We start from the raw sequence: 21209 nt of genomic DNA on the forward strand, positions 1-21209 counted from the left end.
CTCAGGCCAGCTTGCGCCGACCTATTATCGGCAACTGACTACTCGAAGTAGCCGTCGGAGCCAAGGCGGGCGTCCGGGTTGAGGAGCATCGCCTTTTCGGCGTCGTGGGCGTTGTAGGTCTTCGTGTCTTCGTGGAAGCGACGGTTGTCAATCTCCTCGAAGAGCGGGGCCTCGCCCATCATGCCCATCAGGCGGCGACGTTCACCACGAGCCAGACGCTCGTTGGCACGCTTGCGCCACTTGTCGAGCGCGTCCTGGCCGTACTCGTTGGCCACGGCCGCCTCGAAGGCGCCGGGGTGCACGAGGGCGACGAAGCCGGAGACGTGGCCGAAGCCGAGCGAAGTGACCAGGCCAGCCTTGACGGAACCGATGTTCAGCGGCTTGCGCAGCCAGACCATGTGATCGTCCTTGCGCATCTTCGGGTCGACGCAGTCGAGGGCCGCGTTGGCGGGAATGACGCCGGACTTGAACAGCTGAGTGAGACCATCGATCTGGAAGATCGCGGCACCACCCATCGCGTGACCGGTCAGCGACTTCTGCGAGATGACGAACAGCGGATTGCCATCGTTGCGGCCAATGGCGTGCTGGATGGAGTTGTGCAGCTCGGATTCGTTGGAATCGTTGGCGTTGGTGGACGTGTCGTGCTTGGAAACCACGGCGATATCGTCCGGGGTGACGCCGAGCGCAGCCAACTGGCGAACCAGCTGAGAGTCCTTGCCGCCCTGAGCCGCAGCCAGAGCACCGAGGCCCGGAGCCGGAATCGAGGTGTGCGCGCCGTCAGCGAAACTGTGGACGTAACCGACCACGGCCGCCACAGGCAGGCCCATCTTCAGCGCGATGTCGCCACGGGTGACGAGCATCGTGCCGCCGCCCTCGGATTCAACGAAGCCGTCGCGACGGCGGTCGTTGGAACGGGAGAAGAAGCGGTCGGAGATGCCCTTGCCGTACATCACGCTCGCGTCGGCGGTGGCGCCCATGTTGCCGAAGCCGATCACCGAATCCACGCCGATGTCATCGATTGCGCCGGTGACCACGAAGTCCGCCTTGCCGAGGGCGATCTTGTCGACACCCTCCTCGAGCGAGACCGCAGCGGTGGCGCAGGCCGAAACCGGCTGAACCATGTTGCCGTAGCCGCCGATGTAGGACTGCATGACGTGCGCGGCGACGACGTTCGGCAGGGCTTCCTGCAGGATGTCGGTCGGAATCTCATGACCGAGGAAGCGGTCGAGATAGAGCTTGCGCATGCTGGCCATGCCGCCGAAACCGGTGCCCTGCGTGGAAGCGACCATCGAAGGATGAATCGTCTGCAGGACCTCAGCTGGGGTGAAGCCGGCGGAAAGGTAGGCGTCGACCGTGGTAACGATGTTCCAGAGCGCGATCTCGTCGACTTCGCCGACCATGGAGGCCGGAATGCCCCACTTGACCGGGTCGAAGCCCTTCGGGAACTGGCCGCCGACGGTGCGGCTCATCGCGAAGCGCTTGGGCACGCGAATCATCGAACCGGGCTCGCGAGTAACGCTCCACTCGCCGGACTCATCGTCCTGGGCGATCTGCGTGTGCTCGGCGTCCATGACGACGTACTGCTGAGCAGTCTCTTCGTTCGGCACGCTGAAGGTGACCTCATGGTCGAGGTAGATCTCCACCTCACCGCTGGCGGTGTCGTCCTGATAGTCGCCGCTGCCCATGCCGTTGTCGAAGGGACGCAGGCCGGAGCGAGCCACGACCTCGTCGTGGTAGCGCTCGGCGATGTCCTCTTCGGGCACGAGGTTGCCGTCAGTGTCGTACCAGCCGGCGTTCGGGCTGTCCTGCCAGGTGACCAGGCCCATGTTCCAAGCCAGCTCGAGCACCGCTCCTGCAGAGAGATCGACGCTGCCGTCGGAATGGATACCCAGCTCGGCCTCAGCACGGGTACGGCCGGAGCCCCACGGGCCCAGCTCGCCGATCGAGACGATGACGATCTGGTCTTCGGGCTTGGCGGTGACGTTGCTCCAATCGGAGAGGTTCACTGCAGCCTGACGCGGCGGGTTCGGGGTGGGCAGCGCCTTGATGAGCGTCGCCTTGCCGTCCTTGTTCTTGGCAGCATCGGCTTGCGCGTTCTCGTCAGCGCTTGCCACAGCGGAGTTGGCCTTGTCGGCCTCGGCTTCGGCGCGCAGAGCGGCGATGTCGATGGGCTCGTTGCCCAGGCCACCGGTCAGATCGGCGCGAAGCGGAGCCTGTTCGGCCTGCTTGCGGGCATTGACATCGGCCAGACCAAGCAGCTGCTGCGCAATCTCTTGCGTCGAATAGGTGCGGATGCCATGGCGTTCGACCACATCGACCAGCGGGTCGTTGCCGCCCATCAGGCGGTGCCACGCACCCAGCCGATCAGCGGGTGGGCGAAGGTGACACGTCCGGACCAATCCTTCTCGGCGCGAGCGCGGGTGACGATGGCGTCGAACGAGGACTTGACCTCGCCGTATGCACCGTCGCCGCCGAAGACGCCGCGGTTCGGGGAACCAGGCAGGACGACGTGGAGCTTGTGCTGAACGTCGGTGTCGCCACCGATGGCCGCGAAGCCGGTGATCGCACGCTCGACGCCCCAGAGCATCAGGCGTGCCTGAGACTCGAAGAGCTGGCCGGAATCGGCCATGGTGCCGTGCACCGGAGGTGCCGCGAACGGGAAGAAGAGGCTCGGCTCGTAGGCCGGCTTCAGGATCGTGGTGGTGGCGCCGGTGGTCTTCTTGCTCACGCCGCCGACCCACTTGACCAGTGCGTCAACGTCGCGGTAGCTGGAGAGGTTGGCCGGAACCAGCCAGAGCTTGGCATCGCCGACCGCGTGCTCGCGGTAGACCTGCTCGGCCCAAGCCTTCACCGACTGCTTGAAGCTGTGGGAAGTGGCGATGACCGTTGCGCCGCCGGCCAACAGGCCTTCGACGACCTGACCCGCGATGGAGTTCGGAGCCACACCGGTGACCACGGCGACGTCGCCGGCGAAGCGGGATGCCTTCGGGTCGGTCTTGGCGTTGCTGCGTGCTTCGACCGCGATGCGGTTGAAGGTGGAGGCCAGGATGCTGTTGCCATCCGTTGCGGCCTTGGAAGCGAACCAAGTGGCCTGGTCGGCAACCTCGGTGCCTGCCCCGATGAAGCTCAGCTCGGCGACCTTCTGGTCGTGGTTGTAATAAAGACGGGCGAGATCCTCACGCGCGGTGGCCCAGCGGTCATCGAGCAGCAAGGCCTGGCGCTCGTCGAAGCGCGGAGCGACCTGGTCGACCCAGTCGCTGCCAAGCTCGGCTTCGACAGCCTCGACCACGGCGGCATCCTCATCCTCGTCCTCAGCGGCAACAGGAGCCTTGATGTCGAGTTCATTGAGCACGAAACGTGCGGTCTTGGCGAGCACACCGTCGGCACCGGTGACTTTCTCGGCGAAGGCATCCAGCGCGGCGGAATCGACCACCGAACCGCCGGCACCACCAGCGCTCGGCAGAGCCACGGCCACACCGTGGTCGGCGGCGACCTTCTGCACGGCCGCGTCGATGAGCGCGTTCGCGTCGTTGGCGTTGGAGACCTGAGCGGTGCTCAAGCTGGCGAGATCCTCGCCACGCGAGGACGTGCCTTCGCGGGTTTCGAGGACCAGCGTGCCGAGCACGTAGTCAGCCCAGCCTTGGCCGAGCTGCCAGGTTTCGGTGACGCGCTTGACGACCTGGGCCTGCTTGACGCCGGCGGCGCCGAAGAGGCCACGGATGCGGTCACGCACGATGTCGGAGAGCACCGGGCCGAACGGCTTGTAGTTCGGAGCCACCTTGTTGACCAGCGCGTAGAGATCGGCGATCGACGCTTCGGCAGCGCCATCGACCGAGGCCACACCCAGCTCGGAGCTGATGTCCATCAGCAGCTGGTTACGACGCGAAGAGACGCCGTTGGTTAGAGTGTCGGTGGTATCGCTTTCACCGATCTGATCGGGGCGCACCTTGGCCGCGTAGGCCAGGAGCATCTCGATGCCGTCGGATGCCTTGAAGGGCAGGTCCGCCGGACGTTCGCCGGAAGCGGCGACCGGAGCGGCAGAAGCTGCGGCGGCCGGTGCCGAAGCGGCAGGCTCAGCAGCCTGTGCACTCGGAGCCGGTGCGGCGGCAGCGGCCTGAGCCGCGGCAGGAGCCGAAGCCTCTGCGGAAGCATCATCGGCGTCGTCATCGTCGAGAACGAGCGAATCCGAATCAGTCATGTAGACGCGCTGCTCGTCACGGCCGAGGTTGTAGACCGCGACCTCGCTGCCCGAGAAGTCAGGCAGACGCAGAGTCTTGGTGGCGAGGTTGGCCAGCGTCGGCTGGTTGCCGAGGCCGACTTCGACGTAGTTCTCCACGCCGAGGCCACCCTGAGCAGGGTCGCCGAACATGATGGCCTGCGTCTCGATCCAGCGCACCGGGGAGGCGAACTGCCAGGCCAGGAGCTCGGTGAAGAGCAGGCGGCCGAGCTTCTGCTCGTCGGCTGCGTAGGAATCCCAGACCTCGGGGTTGTCGAGCGCTTCCTGAATGCGGGTGGACGGCACGACGTCGACGATCTTCTGGGCGAATTCCTTCGTCATCTCGAACGGTGTCGCCACGAGGTTCGGGATGTAACGGCCGACCAGGCGCTGGTAGTCGATGTGTTCCGGAAGCAGGGTGTCGAGCTTGTTGCGGAAGTCGGGCACGCCCTTGCGCAGCAGCATGGAGTGGAACGGCACATCGATGCCGGGCACGTACATGAGTGCGGGCTTGCCGCCGTATTCCTTGACACGACGCGCGGAATCAGCCTTCAGAGCCTCGAGGCCCTTGAGCGTTCCGGCGATGACGTACTGCTGACCGGAGAGGTTGTAGTTGACGATCTGCAGGAACTCGCCGCTGGCCTCGCTCACGGACTTGACGTAGTCGTCCACGCCGTCGTCGCCGATGCCGAACTGGTTCGGACGCAGAGCGGCCATGCGATAGTTGGAACGGCCCTGCTCATCGCGGTCGATAAGGCTGTTCATCGCGGAACCGCGCTGGAAGACCAGCTCAAGCACCGTCTCGAACGGGATGATGCCGGCGAAGGAGCTCAGAGCGTTGTATTCGCCCAGCGAATGGCCGGCGAAGTAGGCAGGCCAGATGTCGCTGCCGGCCTCGCGCAGACGTGAGGTCTGGGCGTAGGCGACGGTGGCGAGTGCCACCTGGGTGAACTGGGTCAGGTTCAGCAGGCCGTCCGGGTGATGATAGGTCACGCCGTTGGCAGTCAGCGTCTTCGGGTTGTCACGCACGATGGCAAGGATCGAGAAGCCGAGCTTTTCGCGAGTGAGCTTGTCAGCCCGCTCCCAGGTCTCGCGAGCAGCGGCCGACTTGGCGCGCTCGTCGAGGACCATGCCCTGCTGCTGGATGCCCTGGCCCGGGTAGACGTAGGCGGAACGCGGGGCGCGAACCGCGGCGGTGCCACGGGAGACGATGTTGCCGTCGATGCGGCAGGTGACCTCGAGGGTCATGCCGCCGTGACGCAGCTTGCCGATGCGCTCGACCGAAATCTCGACCTTGTCATTGAGCTGCACCATGCCGTACATGTTGTAGGTCCAGCCGACGATCTCGTAGTGAGCGCCCTTGTCGTCGCGAGCCTGCACCACGTGCTGGGCGGCGGCGGAGAGCCACATGCCGTGCACCAGCGGGGCCTTGAGTCCGGAGACCGCGGCGCCACGGTGCGAGGTGTGGATCGGGTTGAAATCGCCCGAGGTGCGCGCGAAGGCGGTCATCTCGCTGGGGGCGGTCAGGGTGACGCGACGAAGCATGCGACGCGGTGTGGAGACGACCTGATCCAAGCCCTCGTCCTCGTTCTCGCCGAACGGGGTGCCCGCGCCGATATGGCGCTTGCGATAGCTCAGGTAGTCGCCGTAATCGGGCACGTCCACCGGCAGCTCGTCGGAATAGGAGCGGCCACGCACGGCGAAGCGCTCGACCTCGTGGGCCAGAACGGTGCCGTCGAGGGTGGTGTGGGTGACGTGGATGGTGACGATGCGGCCGGATGCGGATTCGGCGTAGGCATCGGCCCAGCTGGTCAAGTTGACCGTCTCGCCGGTATGAGTCAGAAGCTCATCCTCGGTGACCTCGAGTTCCATCTGATGATCGAGATGAACGGCGTTCAGCAGGCCTTCGATGACCGGATAGCCGTGGACGTAGACCGAGCCGAGGGCCGTGTAAATCGCAGGCCAGGCCGGGCCGACCAGAGCGTCGGGGGCGATGCGCGAGGCGTTCAACGAGCCGGGCATGTTGCCGGCGGTGGCGGCTTCGTGGTCGTAGCCGAGGTTGGCGGAGAGAGTGTAGCTGGTGTGGGCCTGGCCGTACGGGAAGGCTTCCTTGTCACTCATCTCTTCGATCTGCGGCATGGCGGTCAGCTGGTCGCCGGTGATGGCAGTGTTGCCGATGCCGGCGGTGTCGGCCAGCATCGCATAGACGTGCTTGGGCAGACGCTCGCGGTCGACCACCGGGAAGAGGCCGGATTCTTGAGGCTTGACATTCAGCGGGATGACGATGTCACGCACCGCGTGCTTGGAAAGTCCGCCGTCAGGATCGTTGTCCCAGAACGTGTCGAGATGGATGTCGAGATCGAACATCTGGGTGCCGTTCTCGTCGCCCACTTCGCGAATTTCATAATACTTGTCACCGTTCGGCGTACCGAAGGCGGGGTTGGCCATCAGGTGACCGACCCAGGAGATGTTCGGGGACTTGCGGATGAAGTCCTCGGCGGTCGCGGCAGCGTCAAGCTCTGCGAAAGCAGACTGCGGCTGCACTTCCCCGTTGAGTTCGCGCGTGCGATCCAGCGCGGCCGACTCGAAGCGGCCGAGGATGGAGCCGACGGGCTCGTCGATGGTGGTGATGCCGGCCACGGAGATCGGGCCAGGGATGGCACGCACGGAATCAGCGGAATAGCGCGGGTCCTCGGACTGCCAAAGCTGATCCTGACCCCACCAGCGCAGCAGGTCGTTATCAATCTGCGGCACGAAGGGCATCGGCTTGTGATACTCGTGAATCAAGGTCGGGAACCAAGCCACGTCGGACGGAGTCACGGTGACCTCGGCGGCACGCGGATAAGCGCGCTGCAGCTTGTCAATCGCGCCCTGAGGGTCGTTTTCGACGTCGGCACGAGAGTTGAACAGGGAGGCGAATTCGCCGGATTCCTGATCGCAGACACGGGCTTCGGCGCGCTGCAACAAGTGCAGGAAGCGGTCGGCGTAGGTCGGATCGGCCCACGGATAAGAGAGCTCAGCGAAACGCTGCGCCCACTGGACGTAGGTCATCTTGTCGAGGTCGCCGAAGTAGGGGCGTGAAGTCTTGTTCAGAGCCTCAATGATCTCGTCGCGACGGCTTTCCAGCTCTTCCGGGTGCTTCATGACGCGCACGAGCAGACGGCCGCAACGGGCGGAGGCGTTCTCCAGCTCGTAGATGTCGGCGTGCAGGTGGCTCAGGCCACTGGCGACGCCGCCCTTGGCGACCACACCTGAGGAAACCCAGTTCTCACCGAGCGGTGCGAACGGATCGGAGTCGTCGGGCTTGGCGGAGATGCCGGGGGTCTCGACGAGCATGCGCTTGACGTCGGGGTTGGTATGGGCTTCCTTGGCCGTCATCGCGGCGGTACCAATGAGCACGCCGTCGACAGGCATGTCAGGCTTGCCGTAGACGCGCGACCACTGGCCGGAAATGTAATCGGCAGCACGTTCAGGGGTGCCGATGCCGCCACCGGCGACGAGCACGAGGTTGTCGCAGGCACGCACGTCCGCATAGGTGTCCATCAGCAGAACGTCGAGGGATTCCCAGGAATGATGGCCGCCAGCGGCTCCGCCTTCGACCTCCATGATTACCGAAACAGGTGCGACAGCCTTGGCGATGCGCACGACCTGACGAATCTGGTCGACGGTACCGGGCTTGAACGCGACATACGGGAAGCCCTGCTCGTTGAGCTGGGCAACAAGCTGCTTGGCCTCGTCGAGCTCGGGGATGCCGGCGGAAATGACGACGCCGTCGATCGGAGTGCCGGAGGCACGCTTCTTGGCGACGATGCCTGCGGGGCCGAACTGCAGGTTCCAGAGATAACGATCCATGAACATGGCGTTGAACTCGATGGTGCGGCCCTCTTCAAGCTGCTTGTCGAGATCGGCGACATTGCGGTCAAGGACATCAGACGTCACCTGTCCGCCACCGGCCATTTCGACCCAGTAGCCGGCGTTGGCGGCTGCTGCGACGATGTCGGCGTTGACGGTGGTCGGGGTCATACCGGCCAGCAGCACCGGCGGCTTGCCGGTCAAATCGCTGAACTTGGTGCGAATCTTGTCACCCGCGGGAGTGGAGATGACCTTCGGGGCGAACTTACGCCAATCCTGCGTACGGGTCGGCTCCTCTTCCATGGTGGAAAGCGCGGCGCGATCCTCTTCGCTGTCGGCTTCGACCACGCCGACACCAGTGCCCTGCACCAGTGCGCTGACGAGCTTGCCGACGGTGTTGCCCGGGCCCATGTCCACAATCCAAAGCTTGGTGGGGTCGGTGCTCTTCAAGAGCGAATCGATGCGTGCGGCCCAATCGACGTGATTGACCAACACTTCGCTGGCCAGCGTGCGGGCGCGCTCGGCATCCAAGCCACAGGCCTGTGCCCACTTGACAGTGGACTCGACGGCCTCGGCCATCAGCGGGGAGTGGAAGGGAACGGTGACCTCAAGATATTCGAGGATGGGGTCGAAGACCTCGCCGCCGCGCACCTTGTCGGCGCGGAGCTTGGCCTGGCGACGGTTCTCCTTGCCAACCTCGACGGCAAAGGCCGCAAGATCTTCAGGATGGCCGGAAAGCACATAATTATCAGTGGCGTTGGTCACCGCGAAGGCGATGGGGCCACGGGGCTTGACAACCCGGCCAACCAGCGTCTCGATCTGGCGCTTGGTGGCACCGCGCACCGAAAGCATCGGGGTGGCGTCGCCGGACTTGGTGGAGACGGGCAGCAGGCGGGACTGACGGGTGCCGGCTGCACCGATCAGACGTGCAATGGCGAGAATCTCGTCGATGGCATCGCCGGCCGCGTCAATGGAACCGGCTTCTTCGATGGCGTCCACCATGTGCTCGGCGATGATGCCCTGCGAATGACCGAGAACAGCCACGGGCTTGGCCTGTGCCACGCTGTAGCCGAGGCCTTCGGCGTCGATGAGCGCGCCCAACTGAGCCAAGGCGATGCCCGGAACGCTGGCTGCGGCGTCGGCCGCAACACCGAGCTTGGCAGGATTGGCTTCGAAGCCAAAGAGATCGACCGTGCCGCCCGTCGTGGCCAGAAGGTCCGGGGTGACCGCCGAAAGCAGGCGGGACGAAGCATCGGCATGCGCCTTGAGCTTTTCCGCCAGCGTCGGGTCGGTGCATTCGTCGGCCAGCGAGCTGACCCACGGCGTAGACTGGCCGCCGAAGACGAGCGCGTGCGGCTCGGTGCTGAGGCGGTTTAAGAAGAAGGTGTTTTCAGTCATTATCTTCCTTATATATTGTTGAAATTCTCATGGTTACGGTTACTAAAAACTCGGGATTGGTCTACATACCAAACCACCAACCCAAAGCGGTACTGAATACCATTTTATCTTCCCGCCTTGGATTGGCCTGAATGTCGCAAAACTACATCGGCTGGTTGCCGTGATGCTTGGTGGTGCGGCGTGTGCGTTTCTTATCGCGCAGCAGCCGCAGGGATTCGGCGATGGCATCGCGCGTCTGCTCAGGGTCAATCATCGCGTCGATTTGACCGGTTTCCAGCGAGAGGTTCGCGTTAAGCGTTTCGCTTTCGTACTGGTCGACGTACTGCTGGCGCAGCGCCTCGACGTCCTGACCACGTTCCTTGGCCTTGTGCAGATCCTTGCGATGGATGATGTTGACCGCACCGGCCGCACCCAAAACTGCGATCTGGCTGGAAGGCCAGGCGTAGTTGACGTCCGCGCCGATGGCCTTGGAACCCATGACGATGTAGGCGCCACCGAAGGCCTTGCGCAGCACGACCGAAACCATCGGCACCTGCGCGTTGGCGTAAGCGTAGATGACCTTGGCGCCGCGGCGGATGATGCCCGCGTGCTCCTGGTCGCTGCCGGGCTTGTAGCCGGGGGTGTCCACCAAGGTGACCACCGGGAGGTTGAATGCATCGCACAGGCGAACGAATCGGGCGATCTTTTCGCTGGAATCGACGTCCAGAATGCCGGCCTGCTCATTGGGTTGGTTCGCCACAATGCCGACCGGATGACCCTCGATGCAAGCGAAACCGACCACGGCGCACTTGGCGTAGAGCGCCTGTACCTGCACGAATTCACCGTAGTCGACAATGCAACGAATGACCTCGTTGATGTCGTAAGGCTGGCGATCGTTGTCGGGGACGATGGTGGCCAGGCGCTCGGCCGTCGAACGGTCGGCGCGAGTTGAGGCGTAAGCGTAGACTGGCGGCTTGTCGTCCGAGCTGGACGGCAGGTAAGCGAGAACCGTACGCGCGTAATCAATCGCGTCGGCCTCGTCCTCACCGAGATAGTGCGCGACGCCGGAAACCGCGTTGTGCACCTTGCCGCCACCGAGATCTTCCATGGAGATGGTCTCGCCGGTGACGGATTTGACCACGTCGGGGCCGGTGACGAACATGTTGGAATTCTGGCGGGTCATGATGATGAGATCCGTAAGCGCCGGGCAATAGACTGCACCGCCCGCGCAGGGGCCCAGAATCAATGAAAGCTGCGGAATGAAGCCGCTGGCTTCGCAGGTCTTCTGGAAGATATGGCCGTACTGGGTCAGCGCTTCGACGCCTTCCTGAATACGGGCACCACCCGAATCGATGAGCGCGACAACCGGAATCTTCAGGTCGAGCGCCATGTCCATCAGATGGCAGATCTTCTCGCCTTCGGCGTGGCCGAGTGTGCCACCGCGCACGGAAAAGTCCTGCGCGTAGACGGCGACCTTGCGACCGTAAACGTCACCGAAACCGGTGATGACGGCCGAGCCGGCGATGCCCTTGTTGATGTTGCCACCAGAGAAGCGGCCAATCTCTTGGAAAGTGCCGGTGTCGAAAAGCAGATCGAGACGCTCACGGGCGGTGAATTTGCCCTTGGCGCTCTGGCGCTCGTGAGCGTGGTTTTCGGCGTCACGAGCCAGTTCGGCAGCGCGGGCGACGGAGGCGCGGATGGGCTGCTGATCGAGGGGCTTGTCGCTGGACATGGCCTTTTCGACGGCAGCGGTGGTCATGATGTCGGTCATCAGCGCTCCCCCTCTTTCTTGATGTCATCCGTAGACGATGCAGAAGTAGCGGAATCCGCATTCTGGTCATTCGCACCGGACTTCTCGCGATTGGCGGCGCCATCCACATCAATCTTCATCAAATTGGTGCCGGCATCCACGGAATCGGACGGGCCGACGAAGATCTTCTGCACGGTGCCGTTGACGGGCGCGTAGACGTAATTCTCCATCTTCATGCTCTCGAGCACGGCCAGCAGGTCACCTTTGTTGACGCTCTGGCCTTCCGCGACATTGACGCGCGTGACGATGGCCTGCATCGGCGAATCGATGACGCCGGACTTGCCGTCGTTGACCTTCGCACGCTCCTCGACGGCCCCCGTTGAGGAACCGCGCAGCGGCTGAGTCGGGCGACGCGAGCCGCGAGCGCGGGCCGAACCGGTGAGGTTGTCGACGATATCGCGCGGAACGGTGAGTTTGACGCGTTTGTTGTCGACCTCGATGACGAAGGAATCGGTCTTCTGCTTCTTGGGCTTCTCCTCGCTGCCTGAAAGCGAAGCAGGCTGGCCGCTGTCGGCGGTGTTCGGCTTGCGGTTGAGGTACTTACGCTCAAGCCACTTGGTATAAACGGAGAACGGCTGACCTTCGGCCGTGAACTCGGGATCGTTGAAAATCGTCTCGAAGAGCGTTTTCGGCGTGGGCACGCCTTCAAGGTTGAATTCCTTGAGCGCGCGACGCACGCGGGCAACGGCGGTGGGCCTGTCCTGTGCGGTGATGACGAGCTTGCCCATCATGGAATCGAACTTCGGGGAGACCACGTCGCCGACCTTCACGCCGGAATCGATACGGATGCCGGGGCCGCTGGGCCAATCGAGGCGCGTCAGCGTGCCGCCGGACGGGGTGAGGTTCTTGTCCGGGTCCTCGCTGGTGATGCGCAGCTCGAAAGCATGGCCATGGCTTTGCGAGGCTTGCGTGAGCTCCTCACCGTTGGCGATGTTGATCTGCTCGCGCACCAAATCGAGGCCGGAGACCTGCTCGGAAACCGTGTGCTCGACCTGCAGGCGCGGGTTGACCTCAAGGAAGTAGACCTTGTGCTGCTCGGTGACCATGAACTCGCAGGTGCCCAGGCCGACGTAATCGACAGCGCTGAAGAGGCTGCGGGAATAGCGCTCGAGTTGATCCTTCTCGCCGTCAGTGAGGAAGGGCGCGGGGGCCTCTTCGATCAGTTTCTGATTGCGACGCTGCACGGTGCAGTCACGCGTGGAGTAAACAGTGAAGTTGCCATGGCTGTCGCGGCCGGACTGCGTTTCGACGTGGCGGGCCTTGTCGATGAACAGCTCGACGAAGTATTCGTTGAGGTCGCCGCCTTCGAGCGCGTCGTGGTTCATGTAGAAGCTGCGCAGCTCGTCGTCGTTGTGCACCAAGGTGATGCCCTTGCCGCCACCGCCGTCGGTGCGCTTCATCATCACCGGATAGCCGTTGATCTGCGCGAAGGTCAGGAGCTCTCGCATGTTGCTGACAGGTTCGGACAGTCCGGGCACCGGTGGTACGTGTGCACGCTTGGCCACGCGACGGGCGGTGATCTTGTCGCCGAGATCGGTCAGAGCCGTCGGGCTCGGGCCAATCCACGTCGCTCCGGCCTTGATGACCTTGTCGGCGAACGAGGCGATTTCGGAAAGATAGCCGTATCCTGGATGGACGGCATCCGCGCCGCTGCGGTGCAGCACGTCGATAATCAAATCCTCGTCCATATAGGCCCGATAGGAATCCCCATGCAGCAGATAGGCTTCGTCAGCCATCTGAACATATTGCGCATCTCTGTCCTGCTCGGCGTAGATCGCTACGGTCGGAATCCCCATCTCGTGGGCCGTGCGGATAACCCGCAACGCGATTTCGCCGCGGTTCGCCACCAGCAGTTTATTGACATTTTTGACCATGTTATCCAATCTATCGTCTATCCCCCACCTGTGGAACCGCGCGAATCGACAAAATCGCCCGACCGGTTTTGTATGTTTGCACAAAGTCTATTCCGAGTTCCGACGCGACACCCCTCCGAAATCAAAATGTACGACAGTGTCTTTAATGTATGACATTAAGGATATTTCGTCGCCGTCCGAAACGCTTCGGAAAATTCTTACACGGGTTTGGTTTATTTAAAAAGGGTTTGGGTTCATGGGTGTTATTATCCGTAATATCGTCACGTTGGCATTGTGCATCACAATGGTAAATATCGTCCCCTCGCAGAATTTGTTTGACAAACAAATGGGTTCGTCCGCTTCCTCCACTTCCAGCGCCGTCACTTCTTCCTCTGCACGGTCCAGCGCTAGCAAAACCAGTCAGTCCAGAGTGACTAGACACCACACCCATCAGACCTCCGGCAATGCGGTCGACACAACATCTCGACACGATTCCGTCACACCCGCACCGCACGATAGTCCACGACCGGCCACATCTACCTCATTCACTCGAAGCCAGCCCACAGTAGGTCCGCAGACCTTGTGCGCTCCGGCCAATGGCACCATGGGCACGCCGGCCACCCCGACGGATATCCCCGCCCTAGCCAATATTCACGACCGCGACACCAATTCAGTCGTCTGGTCCATCACCAGCGGCCCCGAAGACTGCACGCTACACTTGAGCGCCGGCACCACCCCCAAACCTCACCGAGGAATTTTACATTCCCTGGTATGCCTCCTACCAAACAAGCATCACCGACGTCAGCGTCGATGGGAACCTCACCATTGCCACTATCAACACTGCTCTCAACAACGGAAACAACTATATATTCAACGGTATGACGTCGTTACGTACCTTCACTGCCACCCACGGTCTCCATTTCGTCGGCACCATGCGTCTCATGTTGGCCTCCGATAGACCGACCGCTCCGAACACCACCCTCACCACCATCAACGGCATCAACAACTGGGACACCAGTCAAGCCACCGACATGAGTTTTATGTTCTACTGCCGAGGCGGGCTCACTAGCCTGGATCTCACCGGTTGGGACACCCACAACGCCACCAAGATGACCCGCATGTTCAATTACTGTACAGGTCTCACTTCAATCACTCTGCCGGACACATTCACCACCGCCAACGTTACCGACATGTGCTACATGTTTTCCGAAACAAAACTCACGACGCTGGATCTCTCCTACTTTGACACCAAGCTGTCCCGTGAAGAAATGGATTCAAATCAAAAGCTCCTCTCCATGTTGCCCGCCACGCTCAAAACGCTCAAGCTCGGCGCCAACACAAAACTCAACGAGTATGCATTCAGACATTTCAGAGTTTATGACACATGGATAAGGGTGTCGTCCATGGGCGACAACTACACCGCCCTTGAGGGACTAATTACCGGCAGTGTTGACGGTAAGGAAGCCATGGTTAATCGTACTCGCCTCAACCCAGCCGGCATCTGGAAACGTGGCCGGGGCGTCACCGTTTCCATCGACTTTGCCAACGGGCAGGCCGGCACAACCACCACCATCAACACCTACAGCATACGTCCAGGCCAAGGTACTCTTACGATGCCGTCCATGAACGGCAGACCCAACCCAACGGGCAAGCTCTTCGACCACTGGGAACTCAAATCCATCGCTACCCACACCGGATACGACTCGAATCAGCCTGACGACTCCATAACATTCCTCCCGGACTCATTCGATCCGCAAGCCAAGCTCACCGCAATATGGAGGGACACGCCCTCCCCCACAAATCTGAAGGCCGCATATCACTATACGGGCGACAAAGTTACCCTGTCAGGCACCAGCCCTACCACGAATGACGTGAGCGTGTGTTTGACAGGCGTAGCACCTTGCCAGACCGTGCACAGTGACCGTAATCTACCCGCCACGCCCACATCCGGCCAGCCCAGCGCTACCCTCTTCACCACCAGTCCGTCAGACACCGGCAAGCTCGACATCACCTTTGCTCAATACAGAATCTCAGATGGGCAGGTGATAGTATGCCCAGTAGGTACTGCCCAACCTACCTACCACAACATCCCCGTCACCTGTACCACTAAATCTGCCGTGGGAATGCCTACCGGGTCGCAACACTATACATATTTCACTTCGATGTCGCTGACAGGCTCAGACTTTAAATGGGGCTACGGTGACTACAACATCTGGGCCGTCGGACGAGATGGCAGCAACAACAGTTTCTCGACGGTAGTGGCGACTAACTACCACTACCGGCAGCACTACGACATCGATCTGGGCGGACCGTTCAGCGTTGACTGGCCCGCCAACGAGTTCTCCATCGGAGGCCAATACCAGTTCGAAGTGAACGCCGGCAACATCGGAGACCCCGTCACCGGCAACAGTGTGCCTCTCACAACCCAGCTGAGGGATATGCTGCCCTACACCACTGTCGATTACACAGCTGACGGTGCCAACGGCACACCGCCCAGCAGCACCAGCGTGTTCACCGACGACGCCACCAACAAGGCCAGCATTACTCTGCCTTTACTCGACCCCACAGCCAACGGTGGGTTAGGCAAGGCCAGCAGCGTGCTTGCCGGATGGGCCACCACCAACGGAGCCACTACACCGACCCAAGATATGGGCAACCCCAGCCAGCGTGACATCGAGCTCTCCACCAGCCTCGGCACTACTGACAGCACCGGACACACCACTCTTACCCTCCACCCTGTCTGGCATACCATCTCAGCCCCCGCAATCACTGCCTTCCGACGTGATCCCGCCACCAACCGGATCAACGTGGACGGCACCGGTACACCGTGGACACAAGACGATGGCATTCAAATCTGTGTCAAACCAGATACTCCGTTCGGCGCTTACCAATGCCAGACAGCTACATGGAATGACACCACCCCACTCGCATGGAATGGTACGGTCAGCCACCACTGGACCCACGTCTTTCCTCAAAGTGGCGCCCTCGAGCACGCCAGAAACTACATCGCCAAGGCCACCCTCATCACACCCGACCCATGGAGGACGCCTACTAATTCCACCGCCAACAGCCCTGATACCATTAGTCCCAGCACCCAAATCGGTAGCAGCTACATCTACGCATTGCCCCTGACAGGTGGCAGTTTACAACGCGTAACATCCATCGCCATCGTCCTGGGCGTAGCCCTACTGCTACTCGCTCTGGCAAAACGTCTACGGGTCAAACGCGCCGTTGGGAACCACGGCGGGGAAGACAAATAACAAGAAAACCCGTTGTCCGCCGGTTTCAAACTCCCTCTCACGGCCGGTAGCCGGCATCCAACCTGAACCGGCTTGGACTCGTCCGCCACGCAGCCCAAGCCAAACTACACATTTCCCATTAGACCGCACATCCAACCCAGTCCGGTGGGAACACGTGAGCGGAGGTGCTGACACGGCAAACCAACTCCATGTTGGCACCTCTCTTCCCCATCACAAACGGCGACGACGCCACAACAGAGAAGGCAGCTGAAAAATACTCCAAGATGTGGCGACACAAAATACTGAGCTTGAACGCCACCATTCCACACTCAACGATGACGCACGTTACCAACAAATGACGGAAATACTTTGATTTTCTTCATTTGCATGTTTACACAAACCAGCGTCTATCATATCTCGTTAGCTTATGAAACGAAGCGATGAATCGCTTATCTGGTTGCCAGCAGTTGCACAAGCACATATTGCTGAATCCAAAGAGTTTCCAGACCGGAGGGCGCTTTTACGCCAGCACACCCACATCGGCGGTGTGCACCGTGCGGCGAGCGCCATGCTCGTCTTCAATGACCAGTGAAGCATCGGGGTTGAGCGACAATGCCGAACCGGTCAGTGTGGAGCCATCGGTGAATTTCGCCTCAACCTGCCGTCCGAGCGTCCAGCAAGCCGCACGGGCTTCGTTGAGCAAATAGTCGAAGGCTTCCTGCGGGCCAAAAGCCAGGCGCGTCAAACGCGAGCGCAGCGATTCGGCCAGTCGCGCCGCCACCATGTCGCGCAGCATCGGCGGATCCGGCAACGGGGCATAGAGCAACTGCAGCGATGTGGAAATCGGGGTTGGCAACGCCTCGCGGGCGATATCAAGGTTCATGCCGATGCCGAACATCACTCCAACGGCTCGTTCACCATGCTGTGCCATGGATTCCACGGGCTCTCTCTCTGAATCATCTTGTGCTGGCAATTGAGGCGCTACCAACATATTCGCTTTATCCGGCAGTTCCACCAGTTCCGCAAGAATGCCACCAAGCTTGTGGCCGTTGTAGAAGATGTCGTTGGGCCATTTGAGCTCGAGTCGATGGCTCGGGTCACGCGGCTTGGCGCCACACTCGGCAAGCGCAGAGTTGAGCGCGTCCAGCGAGGCGAGCCCGGCAGCAATAGTGAACCAGCCGTTACGATTCGGGTCAATCACCAGCCGTTCGGGCAACGCCGTGGCATAGGTGACCAAAAACGAGGCACCGCCGGCCTGCGCGCTCCATTGCCGTCCGAGCCTGCCGTGCCCCGCCGTCTGCGCATCGGCGCAAATCGCGGCCACACGAGGGCGACCGGCCGCATCAATCACCGGCAATTCGCCGCTAGCCAGCATCGTTCTGGCAAGAATATTTGTGGAATCGACACCCGCGAGCGCCATTACCTCATCTGCCGCCGCCCGAGTCCTAGGCAACTGCGGCGCGGTGGCACCAGCTTGCCGGGCGAAATCGGCATAGTCACGATTGACGGTTGCCTCGCGTCGGGCAATTGCGGAATATAAGGTATCGGTCATGTTAACCAGCTTATGGCAACGGTGCGCAAGTCGCGTTGTAATTTCATACAAAGCCGGCCTTGCAGGCCTTTCATGCGGTTGATGTCAAACGGTAGAATGCCGACTATGAGCAATTCCCATTCCTCGAGCGCCACTGGCCGCCAACTCGGCGGGCACAAGGCGCACCACGAGACGGGAATGAAAAAATCTTCAGCATCCTGTGCTGGGCATTGGCGGTGGCTGCGTGCCTGTGGCTGGCGGCGTGCACCGCGCTCGGACCGATTTACTGGCAGTTCTACTACAATCCCTCCGCGGCAACGTTCACCTCGTTCTCGTGGAACAACGCTCTGCTTTTTGCTGAAACCTTTACGATTTATCTCGTTGTCATCGTCGAACTGGTTCGTTTTGCCCGCGGCCAACGCCTGCTGCCACGGTGGCTCACGCATTGGGTCACCAAGGCAATCGCCGTTCTTCGGTGTCCCAAGGTCAAAACCGCAGCAACATCCGAACCCAATGTCACCAAGCATGCTGCAGGTTTCTTTGCCACCATATGGCAACACATCAAAAAGCTCGCCTCACGCGCCGCGGCGATTGCACGCTCGGTGATGATGCACGTCACCGATAAATGCTGGAAAATCGCGCTTATTCTCATTATCGGCTGGCTGTGGGTGCCAATGACCCTGGTGGCGGCGTTTGGCGCCGATATCCGTAACCAGTTCCGCGAGTTCAGCTGGGCTTGGAACCAGTGGACTGGCCTCAAACAGCCGTACATCGGTTTCTTCTCGTTCGTACCGATGGACATCTACCCCACTGCGCACTACCTGTGGCCCCAGCATCCCGTCTATCTCACCGACCAGCACAACATCGTGCTCACGCTGCTCTACGGCGGGGTCGGCACTGCCTCCCGCTATTTCACCGGCTCGAACGACTGGGGGCTGGTCGTACTCGCCGATGCGCAATTCCTCTTTGCGGCCTTCTGCATCGCCGCCACTACAAACCGTTTCTTCAATCGTCCATGGCTCAAGGCGACTACCGCGAAACCCGTCGGACCACTGCCACGCTTCTGCATCTTGTTGTTCTTCCTGCTCTGCCCGCTGGTGCTGTTCTCCACCATCAGTCTGACGAAATCACCGCTGTTCGCCTTCGCGTTCGTCTGGTGGTTCGGCGTCGGCTACGAGCTGCTGAGCACGGCAAAGCTGTCAAGAAGCAGTCAACATTCCCAAACCCCGTCGGGTGCCCACGTACGCAAACGCACGTTCATCGCGCTTCTTCTTTCGACACTGGTGATGCTGATTTCAGCCAAATACGCCATGTACATCGTCGCCTTCGAGGTGCTGATCGCTCTTTTGGCCGACCGCAAACATTGGAAAACCTACGTCATCGGCATGTTGCTCCCTGTCATTGTCTTCGAAGGCGGGCTCAATCTGGCGATTCACAAAGGCTACATCATCAACGGCGACCCCATCGAGAGCCACGGCGTGCAGCTGCAGCAGATCGCACGCGTCGCCGTGCTCAACCCGGAAGGCATTCCGCAGGACGCGCGCGAAAAACTCGCCCCGATTTTCAATCTGGATCAAATGGCCGAAGCCTACTCCCAACAGGATGCGGACCCGGTGAAATCCTCCGGCATCCAAGCCAAGAAAGTAAGCTATCGTTGGCGCACCGTCACCAAGGCCGACATGAAGAACTTCAACGCCGCATGGCTTGAAATCGTCAAGGCCAACCCACGTATCGCGACGGATGCTCTGCTTTCCAAGAGCTACGGGTACTTCGACATCCAGGATCAGCCGTATATCGACATGACCTATTACGTTTCCTATGCGCGCAACGCGAATTTCACCGAATGGATCGGCGATTGGTGCAACGGATGGCGCAAGCAGGTGACCGACTTCGTGAAGGATTGGAGCGCAAAGCCTGTGGTCGGCTGGCTCATCCACGGCAACACCTACGTCATTGTCATCCTGCTTCTGGGCGCGGCCGAAGTGATTCTCCGCCGTTGGCGCACACTGGCCACCCACCTGCCGTTGCTGCTGCTGATGGGAGTCATGGTCACCGCCCCCGCCAACAATTTCGAACGCCACATGCTGCCGTTGGTTTTCGTGCTTGGCTTCGTGATGCTCACCTTCTGGCTAGATTCACGGGAACAGCGCGCGAAAACAAGCATGCAAAGAACCGAAATTGCCCCAGATATTACGCACATCTCGGATGACACCAACGCACGCAAACTTTCCGACGATACTGGCGCTGCCGGCAATGCCATCACAATAGGAAATGTCGAAGATATCGACAATGCGAGCAACACCGACCAAAACGATATAGACTTCCCCGCAGCCGCCGCCGAAGCCACCGGACTAGAATCATGAGTATGAGCACGCACGATACCGACAAAAGGGACGGGAAACCCGCCGAACAGGCCGATTTCCTGAACCTGGTCGAAGGAAAAGCCGATATCGCGACCACTCCGACAACGAACAACGAAAAATCGGTGCAAGAAAAGCCTTCACAAATCACCGTCATCGCGGACTCGCATGACCCCAAAACCGACGAAGAACGTATAAAAGCCGCCGAAACCCTTGGCAACCGTGACAATCTTGAGGCAATCGCCTTCGAATGCCTTGCCCACGGCCTGAGCGACCGAAGGGTGACCTCGCTGCTGCATGTGCTCGGCTGGCCTGAGCAGTTCAGCTGCTTCGCCATCGGTGGCACCGCGGCCGCCACTTTCGATCGGAGTGCGGCAATCATCCGACGCAAGGCGCACGACCTGGGCAGTGAACATTGCCTGGTCGGGCGCAGCAACGGCCTGACCGTCGGCATCGTCGTGGTGCAAAGCGCCGCAACGCCCGAGGTGACCTGCACGGCAGCGATGCCGGCGTTCGACCCCGCCAAGCCGGTGTGCCTTGGGCCGACGCGGCGCAATGTCGACGGAGCAACGCGCACGCTTTCAGCCACGTTATCAGCTTTCCACGTGATGCCAGCCATTCATCCGCTGCCTCGCCCGGCGCGTGCGGCCGACATGCTGCCGGAACGCGCATTGGTCGGCGACACGGACGCCATCGACGAGCTCTACCAGAACGTCTACCAAAGCCTGAAAAGCGAAAATGAGAACGATCCGACCCTACAGACCGTGGCGACATTCCTCACTTCTGGTGGCTCACTCGACACCACCGGCAAGGAACTCAACGTTCATCCCAATACCGTGCGTTACCGCATCAAACGCGCGGCCGATGCCACCGGATGGGATGCCAACGACCCTCGCGATGCCTATGTGCTGCACACCGCCATCATCATCGGCACCATCAGAGACGCACAAAACGGCCAAGCTCAGCGCTGA

Annotated in this window: 6 protein-coding genes and 1 pseudogene; 3 read left to right on the top strand and 4 right to left on the bottom strand. The window is 61.1% G+C overall.

Annotation, left to right across the window (positions count from 1 at the left end):
* Positions 1 to 38: 38 nt before the first annotated feature.
* From OZX57_RS07165 to OZX57_RS07175, 3 genes and pseudogenes are all read right to left on the bottom strand, one after another.
* A pseudogene (locus OZX57_RS07165) lies at positions 39 to 9466 on the bottom strand (fatty acid synthase subunit beta domain-containing protein).
* A gap of 142 nt (positions 9467 to 9608) precedes the next feature.
* Positions 9609 to 11216: an acyl-CoA carboxylase subunit beta gene (locus OZX57_RS07170; protein WP_277161984.1), complete on the bottom strand. Its 1608-nt coding sequence runs from the start codon at positions 11214 to 11216 to the stop codon at positions 9609 to 9611.
* On the bottom strand, positions 11216 to 13129 hold the full coding sequence (locus OZX57_RS07175) for a biotin carboxylase N-terminal domain-containing protein (RefSeq protein WP_277161985.1): 1914 nt from the start codon (positions 13127 to 13129) through the stop codon (positions 11216 to 11218). Before OZX57_RS07175 ends, OZX57_RS07170 begins: the two co-directional genes overlap by 1 nt.
* An 857-nt stretch (positions 13130 to 13986) precedes the next feature.
* Between OZX57_RS07175 and OZX57_RS07180 the strand changes: the two genes are divergently transcribed.
* Entirely contained in the window at positions 13987 to 16368 is a 2382-nt protein-coding gene (locus OZX57_RS07180; RefSeq protein WP_277161986.1) for a BspA family leucine-rich repeat surface protein, read from the top strand.
* A 499-nt stretch (positions 16369 to 16867) separates the two neighbouring features.
* On the opposite strand, the gene OZX57_RS07185 is transcribed toward OZX57_RS07180, so the two are convergent.
* Positions 16868 to 17899 carry a biotin--[acetyl-CoA-carboxylase] ligase gene (locus tag OZX57_RS07185; RefSeq protein WP_277161987.1) on the bottom strand — a complete coding sequence of 344 codons (1032 nt, stop codon included), beginning with the start codon at positions 17897 to 17899 and terminating at the stop codon, positions 16868 to 16870.
* A gap of 185 nt (positions 17900 to 18084) precedes the next feature.
* Between OZX57_RS07185 and OZX57_RS07190 the strand changes: the two genes are divergently transcribed.
* Complete coding sequence (locus OZX57_RS07190) at positions 18085 to 20241, top strand: DUF6020 family protein (RefSeq protein ID WP_348637185.1); 2157 nt, start codon at positions 18085 to 18087, stop codon at positions 20239 to 20241.
* A gap of 2 nt (positions 20242 to 20243) precedes the next feature.
* Positions 20244 to 21209 (top strand): helix-turn-helix domain-containing protein, encoded by a 966-nt coding sequence (locus OZX57_RS07195; protein ID WP_277161988.1) that lies wholly within the window; start codon positions 20244 to 20246, stop codon positions 21207 to 21209.

The organism is Bifidobacterium sp. ESL0682, from assembly GCF_029392815.1.
In the GTDB taxonomy this organism is placed as follows: domain Bacteria; phylum Actinomycetota; class Actinomycetes; order Actinomycetales; family Bifidobacteriaceae; genus Bifidobacterium.